The 12,910-nt window shown below is 45.4% G+C and carries 13 protein-coding genes and 1 pseudogene; 7 read left to right on the top strand and 7 right to left on the bottom strand.

Annotated features, from left to right (window positions below):
• Positions 1–44 precede the first annotated feature (44 nt).
• Entirely contained in the window at positions 45–713 is a 669-nt protein-coding gene (locus A372_RS0122135; RefSeq protein ID WP_019423092.1) for a DJ-1/PfpI family protein, read from the bottom strand.
• Between the two features lie 148 nt (positions 714–861).
• Here A372_RS0122135 and A372_RS0122140 point away from each other — a divergent pair, with 148 nt between their 5' ends.
• The 4 genes and pseudogenes from A372_RS0122140 (at position 862) to ltrA (ending at position 6,069) form a co-directional block, all read left to right on the top strand.
• Positions 862–1,758, top strand: coding sequence for a LysR family transcriptional regulator (locus tag A372_RS0122140; protein WP_019423093.1), 897 nt, complete (start codon positions 862–864; stop codon positions 1,756–1,758).
• A 185-nt stretch (positions 1,759–1,943) separates the two neighbouring features.
• A complete protein-coding gene (locus tag A372_RS0122145) occupies positions 1,944–2,435 on the top strand; it encodes a cation:proton antiporter regulatory subunit (RefSeq protein WP_019423094.1) in 492 nt (163 codons plus the stop codon).
• A gap of 1 nt (position 2,436) precedes the next feature.
• The gene (locus A372_RS0122150; protein WP_019423095.1) at positions 2,437–3,666 is read left to right on the top strand and encodes a cation:proton antiporter; all 1,230 of its coding nucleotides are present in this window, start codon (positions 2,437–2,439) and stop codon (positions 3,664–3,666) included.
• 1,135 nt (positions 3,667–4,801) lie between these two features.
• Positions 4,802–6,069, top strand: a pseudogene (ltrA, locus tag A372_RS34520) (group II intron reverse transcriptase/maturase).
• 315 nt (positions 6,070–6,384) lie between these two features.
• Here the strand turns inward: ltrA and A372_RS0122160 are convergent.
• The 4 genes from A372_RS0122160 to A372_RS0122175 are packed head-to-tail and all read right to left on the bottom strand — an operon-like array spanning position 6,385 to position 9,161.
• Complete coding sequence (locus A372_RS0122160) at positions 6,385–6,735, bottom strand: YxeA family protein (RefSeq protein ID WP_019423097.1); 351 nt, start codon at positions 6,733–6,735, stop codon at positions 6,385–6,387.
• A 21-nt stretch (positions 6,736–6,756) separates the two neighbouring features.
• Positions 6,757–7,488 (bottom strand): ABC transporter permease, encoded by a 732-nt coding sequence (locus A372_RS0122165; protein WP_019423098.1) that lies wholly within the window; start codon positions 7,486–7,488, stop codon positions 6,757–6,759.
• Positions 7,489–7,500: 12 nt separating this feature from the next.
• Positions 7,501–8,247, bottom strand: a complete 747-nt coding sequence (locus tag A372_RS0122170; protein WP_019423099.1) for an ABC transporter permease — start codon at positions 8,245–8,247, stop codon at positions 7,501–7,503.
• On the bottom strand, positions 8,244–9,161 hold the full coding sequence (locus A372_RS0122175) for an ABC transporter ATP-binding protein (protein ID WP_019423100.1): 918 nt from the start codon (positions 9,159–9,161) through the stop codon (positions 8,244–8,246). The genes A372_RS0122170 and A372_RS0122175 overlap by 4 nt, the downstream gene beginning before the upstream one ends.
• 167 nt (positions 9,162–9,328) lie before the next feature.
• On the opposite strand from A372_RS0122175, the gene A372_RS0122180 reads away from it, so the two are divergent.
• The 3 genes from A372_RS0122180 (at position 9,329) to A372_RS38750 (ending at position 11,861) form a co-directional block, all read left to right on the top strand.
• Positions 9,329–10,042 (top strand): response regulator transcription factor, encoded by a 714-nt coding sequence (locus A372_RS0122180; protein WP_019423101.1) that lies wholly within the window; start codon positions 9,329–9,331, stop codon positions 10,040–10,042.
• The gene (locus A372_RS0122185) at positions 10,042–11,457 is read left to right on the top strand and encodes a sensor histidine kinase (protein ID WP_019423102.1); all 1,416 of its coding nucleotides are present in this window, start codon (positions 10,042–10,044) and stop codon (positions 11,455–11,457) included. The genes A372_RS0122180 and A372_RS0122185 overlap by 1 nt, the downstream gene beginning before the upstream one ends.
• 212 nt (positions 11,458–11,669) lie before the next feature.
• Entirely contained in the window at positions 11,670–11,861 is a 192-nt protein-coding gene (locus A372_RS38750) for a hypothetical protein (protein ID WP_019423103.1), read from the top strand.
• 42 nt (positions 11,862–11,903) lie between these two features.
• On the opposite strand, the gene A372_RS0122195 is transcribed toward A372_RS38750, so the two are convergent.
• A complete protein-coding gene (locus tag A372_RS0122195) occupies positions 11,904–12,443 on the bottom strand; it encodes a superoxide dismutase family protein (protein ID WP_019423104.1) in 540 nt (179 codons plus the stop codon).
• Positions 12,444–12,729: 286 nt separating this feature from the next.
• A complete protein-coding gene (locus A372_RS38755; RefSeq protein ID WP_233696728.1) occupies positions 12,730–12,837 on the bottom strand; it encodes a YjcZ family sporulation protein in 108 nt (35 codons plus the stop codon).
• Positions 12,838–12,910 lie beyond the last annotated feature (73 nt).

The raw sequence follows: 12,910 nt of genomic DNA on the forward strand, positions 1-12,910 counted from the left end.
ACTTGACAGGGAGCACTTCACATCTCGGACGGCTCTTGTCTCTTTTATTTTCCAACTTGAGTGAAATACTCTATATCATCTTTGTATATGTTGTACGCTGCTGAATACTCCATCACCCTAGCTACATCCGCGATGAAGGTGTCATCATAACCGGCACGTCTCAATAAATGGAATCCCATTTCCATGCCGGATGCGATACCGGCTCCAGTAATCATTCTGCCGGTATCAACAATTCGGGCTCTGCTGATCGTACAAGCGGGTGCGATTTCGGCAAGGCGATCTATCGGCACCTTGCCCATATTGGATGCTTCCAGCCGATCCGGTTCTTTCCTGCTAGTAGCGGGAAGACCATCCAAAAGCCCCATTTGTCCATATATCCAAGATCCCGTGCAAACGCTGGTTAGTAAAGTTGTTTTCGGCAGAGATACGATAAACTGATGCAATCGTTTATTATATGTTTCCTGGCGAGTTCCGAAACCTCCAGGAATCAGAAATGCATCCATATCCGGCATTTCATTGAAGCTGTAATTGGGATGCACAGTGAACCCAGCTTGTGTCTGGACTGGTCTTAAAGAATCAGCGACAAGAAATGCATCCAGTTCAGGATCCAACCTCCGTGCGACAGAGAATACTCCGTGAGGCGCTGCATAATCAATGATTTCAGCATCTTTGAAAATATAGATACCCACTCTAAAACCTTGCTTTTTACTCATAAAAATTCCTCCTGCTTTGATATCGAATTTTCGAATCTATTTCTTACGTTATTACATAAATTATGATAGCATGGTATCAGATATCGTAGTTATGATATAAAGCGATATGATCCATTTCATTTCATGATATCAGGAGGGGGAAGTTCTTGTGATTGAGTTATTGGAAGGAAGATTCTTCAAAACCTTTATTGCAGTGATGGAAGAGAAAAGTTTTAGCCGGGCCGCGGATAAACTGGGGTATGTTCAATCCACAGTGACAACGCATATCCAGTTTTTGGAGCAAGCGTGCAAGCAGAAATTGTTCCATCGATTGTCTCGTGGGGTAAAACCTACAGATGCTGGTGAAAAACTCGTGAAATTTGCATATCAATTTGTTCATTTGGGGGCTTCTATCGAAGAAGCTATGAATGAGATAGAACAGCCCCGAGGCACGGTTTACCTTCGTATGCAAGAATCCTTCTTTTTGACACGAATCTCTTCAATTATGAAGCATTTTGTTGCGGAATACCCAGAAGTGAAATTGCGGGTTGAATCAGGCTTCCATCAAGATATATTAAATCAAGTGCTTGAACATGCGATAGATTTTGGAATCGTGCCGCGTGATCCGCAGCGTAATGACATTTTATTTTATCCATTGGTTGAAGAAAAGTTAATATTTATCGCATCAAATGCCTTGATGAAGGAAATAGAGACTGAAGGTCTGAATCGATTAAGCAGAGAAGTAATGATCAGCTTCGGAACCATTTGCTTGTACCATACACATGCCAGCAAAGTGTTGCAGGAGGCAGGGATTTATGTGAAGGATGCGCTTGAACTTCCGAGTCTTGAAATGATTAAGGAATCCGTTACATGTGGAATTGGTTTTGCGCTGGTCCCAGAAATCGGTGTGAAAAAAGAACTCGACGAAGGCCATTTTAAAGTGCTCCCCATCAGTCCGGATAGCTATTCCATGCATGGGTTAATTATTCATAAAAATAGAGAATTAAGTTATCCTGCAAAATTGTTTAAATCGGAATTGATAAAGAGATTAACTCCGCCAATGTAAGCATAATCGTGGCCGTATTAACGATTCTGCTAATTGAACGCCTTGTCTGAGACGCTTGTTGCTTATCCCGTTCAACTAATTTCATGCTCTCTGTGTATAAGCAGCCAATAATCTGGTAAAACTTTGTCAAACACATTACTGGCTATTGTCGCATGCCTATTTACGGTTTAAGGGAGAATACATCCATGAATATTAGAGAAATTGACTTGCCGGGTATCGGCCACAAATATCAGGTTACGACACGTGGAGGAGACAAGCTCGTCATCATCGTGCATGACGACGGTCGAAGAGAGATGTATCACTTCGAATATGAAGACTCGGACGACAGCATCTCAATGGTAACGCTGGATGACGACGAGTCACGTCAAATCGCGGCCATTGTCGGCGGCATGACCTATAAACCTAAGGCACTGGAGACCGCCGAAGTCGTATTGGAAGACCTTACGATTGAATGGTACAAAATAAATCCAGCTGCGAAGTGCATCGGCAGGACCATTGGTGAATTGGATGTTCGGCAGAGCACGGAAACCACGATCATTGCCGTGGTTGAAAAAGATAGTAAAAGCATCAATCCGGGACCCGATTATGTGCTTAAACCAGATTCCATCCTAGTCGTAGCCGGGGAACGCCCCCACATCAGTGCATTGAAAAGATTGCTCTTAACCGGGGGGGAGTAGTATGGATCATCTCGTTCTCGAAATCGGACTTGCGGTTCTGCTCATAGCCGTTGTAGGCATTTTTTCAACCAAGCTTAGATTTTCCGTAATCCCTTTCTACATCTTGATCGGCATGGCAGTCGGACCGCATGCGCCCAAGATCGGTGTATTTGATTTCCGTTTTATCGAGAGCGCGCCGTTCATCGAATTTCTTGGTCGACTGGGTGTCCTGTTCTTGCTGTTCTATCTGGGACTAGAATTTTCCATCGGGAGACTGATCAAATCCGGACGTTCGATCGCCGTCGGCGGCACAATTTACATTGTCATCAATTTTACCCTTGGCGTTATTTATCCTTTGGCCCTGGGATTCCCAATCGAGGAAACGCTTGTCATGGCCGGCATCACAACGATCTCATCCAGTGCCATTGTGGCCAAGGTTCTGGTTGACTTGAAACGAACGGCCAATCCGGAGACGGAGATGATCCTCGGGATCATTATGTTCGAAGATGTCTTCCTTGCCGTATACATTTCCATTCTGTCCGGCCTTGTACTAAGCGGCTCCACTTCGCTTGGCGGCGTCCTGCTATCTGCCCTATACGCGCTCGGTTTTATGCTCGCCTTTCTCATTATCGGCCGAAAGGCGGTTCCACTCCTTAACCGGGTGTTGAATATGCGCTCCAATGAGTTGTTTCTGCTTGTCATTTTCGGCTTTCTGTTCGTCACAGCGGGATTCTCGGAGACGATTCATGTCGCAGAGGCAATCGGAGCGCTGCTTGTTGGTCTGGTGCTTGCGGAAACGGAACACCTAAAACGGATCGAGCACTTTATAATACCGTTCCGGGATTTCTTTGGCGCCTTATTTTTCTTCAGTTTTGGCCTCACAATCGATCCGTTTACACTCGGAGGCGCCGTCTGGCTTGCCTTGGGTGCCGTTCTTATTACCCTGTTCGGAAATTATTCCGCCGGACTGCTTGCAGGCAGGTACGCTGGACTGTCCCCCAAAGCATCCACCAACATCGGCCTGACCATTGTATCGCGCGGAGAGTTCTCTATCATCATGGCAAATATCGGGCTTGCCGGCGGTCTGCTTCAGATCATTCAGCCGTTTGCGGCGTTGTATGTCTTGATTCTGGCCATCTTGGGTCCACTGCTCACCAAAGAGTCCAAGACGATATACAAATACGCCAACAAGCTGCTAAGGCTTGATCGAGGAAAGATGGCCGTCCAGAAGAATAATCCAAATGAAACTTGACAGAACGGAAGGAAGGTGTGCAAGCAGTCCGGCCTGCCCCATTACATGCGTCAATTGTTCAGCCATGTACCTAGGAGTGCTGTTGCGTATCTGGCTTTTATACCGATCACTGGTACTTCAGGCCGCTGTCCGATATGTGTTTGCGCTACTACGGAGTAGTACCTAAGAAACGTTTTATGATTCAAGAATAACTACATTGCCCGTTTCAGGACGTTTTAAGATGTTTATGGACATGCCTATCCTTCTCTGCGGAGCCAAGGCTGAACAGTACAAGGAGGTTTTGGAACGCCGATACAGATGACAGGTTATTGTAGGAACAGTCGATTGCTCGAACTGGGCAGCTACACTCCATGCGACCAAGGAGATGGAATCTCTCTACAAGGAGCGACCATGGCGACTCGCTATCGTCTGCGCGGGTGCTCATGGTAAGGTTCTGACCGTTACTACGCTTATATCTGGTAATTTAAGGAAAAATGGTGATATTGTTATTGTAAACGTTATAGCAAAGGATAAATACAGGCAAACTATGAGCAGATTGCACAAAGGACGGAATACCTTTTAAAGTATCTGTCCTTTTTTATTTGCGCCCAGCATGGGCGCTATCTCTAGGGTTCAAGTCCCGAACGGTGAAGGCAGTAATAGCCGTAGCTTAAGACAAGGGTGTCGACCGCGAGGTCGAATCTGAAGGAAGTCGGCAGCAAATCTCCGGTCTGAGGAACACGAACTTCATATAAGGCTAGCGTATGTTGGATGAGGTTGCATAACAAACCAAAGTCCTTACTGCCAAAGGCATGCGAGAGTAAATGAAGCAGAGAGATGGAGAGGAAGATAGCGCTCTTACCTGGGGAGATCTGTATGAACGCAGAGTAACTCTGTAAATCTGCTTGTGAAAGCAGACTGAACATACAGAAGTCAGCAGAGGTCATAGTACGACAGTTGTGACGACAACGGTCGGAAGGGCCGAACATGTTATAGGAATTGAACGACTTGGATTTCGAATGTAAGCGATAAAGGCAGACAATCTCCTGTTTTTTTGGGAGGCCTATTTGGAGAAAGTAGCGGTGAATACGTGAGGGTATTCAGAAGGGCTGAGCTTACAGCGGCATGAACAGAAGAACAATTCACGCAAGGACGAATGATAGAACTACTATTGTCACGGGAGAACTTGCTGACAGCGCTAAAACGCGTTGAGGCGAACAAAGGGAGCCATGGCGTAGATGGAATGACCGTAAAAGAGTTACGAGTCCACATTCTACAAAATTGGCGAACCATTCGTCAAAGCTTGAAATAGGGAACCTATGAGCCAAGTCCAGTCCGTCGGGTCGAAATCCCGAAGCCGAACGGCGGAACTCGGTTATTAGGTATACCAACCGTGACAGACCGATTTATACAACAAGCGATTATGCAGGTATTGACTCCTGTATTCGATTCGACCCTACGTTTTCCGAACATAGTTATGGATTTCGTCCACAAAGGCGAGGGCATGACGCAGTAAGGAAGGCGAAACAATTCATGCAAGAAGGATATCGGATCGTGGTAGACATTGATCTAGAGAAATTCTTTGACCTGGTTCACCATGACCGACTGATGGCGAGACTGGCAGAGCGAATAACGGATAAGATGCTGTTAAAGCTAATTCGAAAGTACCTACAATCGGGGATACTCCAAGATGGACTCGTGCAATCGAGTCGAGAAGGAACCCCGCAAGGAGGCCCGCTGAGTCCGCTACTGTCCAATATTGTACTAGACGAGTTGGACAAGGAATTGGAACAGAGAAGCTTAAAATTTGTGAGGTACACAGATGATTGTAATATCTACGTAAAGACATGGAAGGCAGGAAACCGAGTAAAGCATTCGATAACGCAGTTCATTGAGAAGAAGCTAAAGCTAAAGGTGAACCAAGCGAAAAGTGCGGTAGACCGTCCATGGAAACGAAAGTTTCTCGGATTCAGTTTTAGTGCGGATAAAGCAAACCCGAAGGTAAGGATATCCCAGACATCTTTGCAGCGAGTAAAAGCAAAGATAAAGGAACTCACCGCGCGGAAAAGTCCAATCTCAATGAAAGAGCGGATAAGAGAACTGAATCAGTATCTGACGGGGTGGTGCGGATACTACGCGTTAGCTGATACACCATCTATCTTTAGTGCACTCGATTCATGGATACGTAGAAGATTGCGAATGTGCATCTGGAAACAGTGGAAACTGCCAAGGACTAGGGTTAGGAACCTGATAGCATTAGGTATTCCGAAAGGGAAAGCATGGGAATGGGGGAATACGCGGAAGAAATATTGGCGTAGTGCGTACAGTCCAATTCTCAGTCGTACATTGAGTAACGAATACTGGTTAAAGCAAGGGCTGAGAAGTCTAATGTATAGATATAATCTTCTGCGGAATATAACATGAACCGCCGTATACCGAACGGTACGTACGGTGGTGTGAGAGGACGGGGGTTAGGCACCCCCTCCTACTCGATTAAGCTACGGGCAGGATTGTGTAGCACCAAAACAGGTCAAGATCGGGCAAGTTTCTATCAAATAATTGGATGGATAAAGGAAGTTGAACATGTTAGAGAGGATATATAGTTCTGACACACCGCAGACAACAGTGACAGGAAGTAGGTAACCGACTCCCTGTAACATCTATTCTCAGAATGAACCACTTTCTCGACAAGCTCGCAGAAGTCGGATCTACGGTCCGATTTCTTCCTTCAAATTCGTATTATTTTTGATACTGCTGCTGAACCGCCTCTGGTAGCTCCTCGAAGGTAACCTCTTCCCAGTACGTGACGCCCCGAATCAACGTGTTATATAGCTGAACATAAGCGCCTTCTCTCAATTGCTTTCCGGCCGAAAAACCAAGCTTCTTCTCCTTTCCTTTCTCGTTATATGAAGTCAGCTCATAGTTGTAACGCCCGTTCTCATCTTGAACACCGAGGCCGGTTATCATCGTATAATAGATCGTTTTTCCCGCAGAATTTTCAGGCGTCAGCTTCTCCGAGTTGAAGAAGAACATCAATAGGCATGCCCCAACCACGAGTATGAGCCCCAGCACAAGCAATATTTTTTTCATGATAAATTCCTCCTAACGCAATCAGGATGAGACAATATCGTTGTTCTTCAACCGGCGAATAGACATCGACGCAAAAATAATGATGAAAGCCAAATTGATCATCCAAAACAGAAAGTTCTGCATGTCAGTCAACTTATCCTGACTCATCACACGCATGCCAATATTGAGCAATGAGAACGGGAAAAACATTCCCAACTTGGCAATATACATGCCCAGACCGATAAAGACCGCGCACAGACTAATGCCGATAGGCGTAGCAAAGCTGCGGATCCGCAGCGAAAGTCCCAATTGAAGAGCGCTAATGGACATACAAGCATACCATCCGCGTATCGTCCAACCTATAGTCTCTACAGGGAAAGGCCCAGGTAAGGAGAACAAGGTACCTGCAAGCCAGTAGAGTCCCATGAACAGCGCTTGCGCGAACAAGATTAAAATGCTAACGACAATCAATTTGGCAAGAAATACACTGGCAACTGATACAGGAGAGGTCATAACCATATTCCAATTTCGGTTTAAATGCTCTAGTCTACATATATAGGAACAACAGATGGCAATCAGAATAGGCAGGAAAAACACACCGTAAAATAGGCTGACCTGGGTCCACAGGCTGTACCAACCATTTTGCAGGGCACCCTGGTTAAAATAATAATTCGCACATCCAATCAACAGACTTATAATTGGAAGTACAGCGATTACAAGACCAATCCGGGAATGACGCAGTTTGAGCCATTCAGCAGAAATACTTCGTTTCATTAACTTCCCTCCTCAGATTTCCTGCCGGCTTACATGGATGTTCCCGGCGATATAGAACAGGACGGTCATAATCAACGCACCCAGTACAATTCCAAAACTTTCTGGCTGTACCGTATAGGTGTTCGCAGCGTATAGATAAGTAACCGGGCTGAGATCCAAATAGTAAGACCAAATAAAAATATGTCTAAAAGCAGCCGGAAATAATCCGGCGGTCATTCCGATGAAGCCGCCCAGCATGCCCAAGCACAGCGCAAAGGCCTGATTTTTAATAGCAAAAGAAATCCATTGTTGAAGTGCTGTGACAGCGAGAGTCGTCAGTAGAGTACCCCCAATGAACCGAATCAGTAAATCGATAGGAAGCGTACCGGGAAAATCCTTTATGACTCCGAACACGATGATGAATAAGGCCTGTACAAAGATGCCATACAGAAGCAGACTATTGATGCAAATATACTTCGCTGCGTAGAGATGCCCGCGCCCCACATTGGTAGCAACAAGCATTTTCCAGGTCGTTCCCTTATGCTCCATATCGCAAATACGTGAGACAACAACGGCCGAAATAATCGGCATAAAAAAGCCATTCATGGAGGATATACTAAAAATAATAGATTCCCAAACGGCGTGATCCGGATTGCTCGCAATGGACCGGCTAATGGACATAAAAGCCCATAGCATCTCTACGACAAGAAATAAGATAATCATGATCCATATTTTTTTGCGGCGGATTTTGAAATATTCCAGTCCTAATATTTTGATCACAAGCTCCGCTCCCTTCCTGTCAATTCCAGGAAAATATCCTCCAGACTTTTCTTCTGCTCCTCGATCCGAGTGACAGCGATTTGATGCTCAACAAGCAATCTGTTCATTTCCGCCACTTCCGTATCCTGAAGATTGCTAAGCTCAAGCCGGCTGCCACTTTGTGTTGGACTGTATCCTTTAGTGAATAGTAACTGCTCCGCTTTGGCATTGTCCCCTGTTTTCATAAAAATGGCGTTTCTATTTTTTTGCCGCAGGCTTGCCATACTGCCCTGGTACAACAGATTCCCTTCGCTGATAATGCCTACTGAGGTAGCGATCTGTTCGATCTCCGAGAGAAGGTGGCTGGAGAGCAATATCGTTATTCCATAGCGTTCGGGTAATGATTTGATGAGCTCCCGAATTTCACCAATGCCTGCGGGATCAAGTCCGTTCGTCGGTTCATCGAGGATCAACAGCTTGGGGAAGGCTAGCAGGGCCATTGCGATTCCCAGCCGTTGCTTCATTCCTAGCGAATATTGTTCAGTTTTTTTGTTTTTCTGATTTTCCAGCCGTACAATACGAAGCGCCTCATGTACGTTTTTATCTGGCACGTTCCGCAGGCGCTGCATGACCTTCATATTCTCAAGCCCTGTCAAATGTCCGTAGTAAGAGGGAGATTCAATCAGTGATCCAGTACGTTGCAGAATGGATGGCCGATGTTTGCTCAGGCTTTCCCCGAAAATTTGGATTGTCCCTTCAGTAGGCTTGATGAGTCCGAGCAGCATTTTTAGCGTAGTTGTTTTCCCCGCTCCGTTTGGACCCAGAAACCCATAGATTTCTCCCTCCTGCACATGTAAATCAACCTTATTCACACTGTTAATTGCCCCGTACGTTTTGGACAGATTTTGCGTTTGCACAATAGCTAATGCACTCATAAGAAAGTCAGCTCCATTCAAGTCATTTTAAATATTTCCCCTCTGTTTCAACAGTAAGGAATCCACCTTTCCTTAATCTTTAGAAGACCTTACGCCAACCTTAAATAGAATCTGAAAAACATGGTTTATCCCCTTGTTCATGTATAATAAATTCAGGGTGGTGCAGCATGGAGAATTTAAAAGACAAAAAAATATTAATTGTAGATGATGAACCGGAAATCAGAACTATGATAGAAAGATTTTTAAGAAAAGAGGGCTTTTTCCGCATTTACACAGCAGCCGACTGTGCTTCAGCTCTGTCGATCTGCCGCACAGGCAAGCCGGATTTCGCGATTCTCGATGTCATGCTGCCTGATGGCGACGGATTCTCGCTTCTGTCTTCCATTAGACAGTTCTCGGAAACTCCGATTCTTTTTCTCTCCGCACGGGGTGAGGATGAAGACCGATTGCTTGGACTAGGTTTGGGGGCAGATGATTACATTGTGAAACCGTTCCTACCGCGGGAGCTGGTATTACGGCTTATGGCAATACTGAAGCGGGTCTACTCCTCTCCCATGGTGGAGCGTTTGTTTGCTTTTCGATTGGGAGAACAGAGCATTGATCTGGATAGCGCTGTTGTGCACAGGAATCAGAAAGAGCTGCCATTGACGGCAAAGGAACATGCGATTCTTGTAAAGTTGTACGAAAACCAGAATCGAATTGTCACAAGTGATGCCTTATGCCAGGCTGTTTGGGGAGACGACAGCTATGGTTACGAAAATACATTGATGGTCCATATCAGGCGGGTACGAGAAAAAATCGAGCTCGATCCCTCCAAACCGATCCATCTTCTCACCGTCAGGGGACTGGGATATAAGTTGCTGGTGAAGGAGATACGTTAGTGGAGGGAATTATTCGCATATTACGCCGGTTTGTCGCCACGACCATCTTTATCTCGATATTTCTGCTTATTTTTAATTTCGTACTACTGGGCACGCTGGTGTTCACAGAAAACTACAAGCACCCGTCCCCAGAAGGCATGATTAAGCAAGTGGCCCAAGGCTTGGAGAAGCAGGACGACAGCTTTCAACTGGACGAGCAGGCTACCGAGCTTCTGAAGCAGAATCATGCCTGGGCCATGCTTCTCGGTGATAAAGGTCATGTGAGATGGGACTACCATCTACCTAATGATGTTCCTAAATCCTACAATCTAGTCGATGTAGCCAAGTTCTCGCGGTATTACCTTATGGATTATCCGGTTTATACGTCAGAACATACGGATGGCCTGATGGTGGTAGGGTATCCCAAGGAAAGCCACTGGAAGTATCAATTGGATTTTCTTCCAGATTGGATAAGCTCGTTGCCTCTGCGGATTGTACTACTGCTACTTTGTAATTTAGCGTTGGCTCTGCTGATATCTATTGTCATTGGCACGCGTCTCATAAGAAAGATACGCCCTCTGGTGGACGGAGTTCACAACCTAGCCAGGGAGCAAGCGATTCAGTTGGACGCCAAAGGTATATTCGGTGATTTAGCCCAGAGCATTAATTCCGCGTCAGCTATACTTCAGAGAAAGACAGCCGCGCTGCAAGATCGGGATGAAGCACGCTCCAACTGGATTGCCGGGATTTCTCATGATATTCGGACGCCTCTCTCGCTCGTTCTCGGTTATGCAAGTGAAATGGAGGATCATTCGGACTTGCCAGAGGAGCAGAGGCATCAGGCCGGTATTATCCGGCGCCAAGGCGAGAAGTTACGCTCACTTGTAAGTGACCTGAATCTGGTCTCCATGCTCGAGTATGAAATGCAGCCTTTGCATTTGAAGCACATCCGGTTATCGGTTTTAGCTAGACAGGTTGTCACGGAATTTTTAAATAACGGATTGGATGACCGATATGATATTGAATTGAAACTGGCCGATGAAGCGGTTCAGATCCATGGGGATGAGAAATTACTGCTACGTGCAATCAGTAATCTTGTCCAGAACAGTGTGCGTCATAACTCGCAGGGATGCAAAATCATAATAGAAGCCTCTCTATCCAAGGACCGCTCCCAGTATCTCTTTATCGTAAGGGACAATGGACGGGGAATCCCACAGGAGCAATTGGCGGAGATTACCGAATTGTACTTTTCAACAAGGAGAAAGCGCCCTATCGAGCAAGGTCAAGGCCTGGGGCTTCCGATGGTGGCAAGGATTGCGAAGGCGCATCACGGTCGTCTCGTTCTTGCAAGTGGTGTGGACCAAAGAGGTCTAACAGCGGTTATGGAATTCCCTGTGCAGTCACAAAACGAAAAATTAGACAATGAGAACATTTGATTACATATGGTTATGGTTAATCTTTAAACTAATTTAGATATCATTCCAAACACGTGAGGTGCGCTTTGAACTTAATACAAACGATCTTCCTCAAGGAAAGTATTTCTGTATTGCAGAAATCCGTAGGTAGTTGAACTAACGGAGAACGTTAGTTAAATAAAACAGCGGCAGTCTAATACTTTATTTTCTCGGCACACTAAAGGGATTGATAAATGATGAAATATGAAATCATAAACTGGTTAAGGGAAATATATGATGACTTGGCATACATATTTTCAAGCCAACAGTATTTAAATGAATTAATAATATTGCAAAGCGAATTCCCAAACATAGATATGAATAGTGATATCGAATTTGTTGAAAAAACAATCAATTGTAGTCAGGGATTGGTGAGAGGCGCATAAATTAGTATGCGCCTGCTCGGATTACGTGTGACAGCGTACAGCTCACTCTTTGATTGCACCGCAAGCAATGCGATCTCCGGAGTTGCCTGTAGGATCCGTGATATAATCATCGGCTTTGTCATGAATGATCAATGATGTTCCGCCGGGTCTTAGTAGCGAATTGGGCTTGCCTTTTTCTAGAGTTACCGTCGTGGTTGTAATATTTGCCCGCACTTTGCCGTCAGCACCGACTTCAATGTTCGGCAAATCTCCAGCGTGGAACCCTTTAGGATTTTCAAAGCCATGCTGCTTGTGTTTCGGATTCAAATGCGCTTCTGCCGTTTTGAAATCTGGTGTATCGCATCGGCCGACAGCGTGAAAGTGAGTGCCATGTATTCCCGGGGGCAGGTTGTGCGCCTCGATAAGAATCTGTACTTTATCGCCGATTTGACTGAGTCGAGCCGTTCCGATATCAGCGCCCTTGCTGTTGATGATATTGACCGTCACGTCAGGAGTTTTCTCTTCAGCAAAGGCTTCGTTGGTGCCGCAGGCGCTTAATATAAGGCCGCTTGCCAACAAGCATGTAATAGCAAGTTTGTTCATCTTGTCCTCCTTGATGTTTGCATATTTCTGTATTAGTGTGCTCCATTTTTATACAAAAAAAACGATAGCTAGCACATTTCTATATAAAAGCTCACCATTAGTCATTCGGTTTTGTACATGGGACGACGCGATTGCTGGAAGCCCCTTATATGTAGGGATAAGATTGAATAACAGGAACACGGAGGACTATTATAAAATGAGACCGTTGCCCGGTGTGGATACCGGACAATGGCCTCTGCTGAATTTCCTAAAAGGGTGTGCACCAAGTGGAACTGATTTTCAGTAATTAGATGAATGAACGGCTTATAATGACCAATAAAATAAAGAGCACCAGGATTACACCAGTAGACGTGAAGAGTCCGGCACAAGAACCACAGGATGGAGCGAAACCCATTTTCTATTCCTCCTTATATTACAGATGGTGTATTGTATGGCGGATGATGGATATGCGTATAGATAAGTGCCAT

This window comes from Paenibacillus sp. OSY-SE, assembly GCF_000283315.1.
Taxonomy (GTDB): Bacteria; Bacillota; Bacilli; order Paenibacillales; family Paenibacillaceae; genus Paenibacillus_B; species Paenibacillus_B profundus.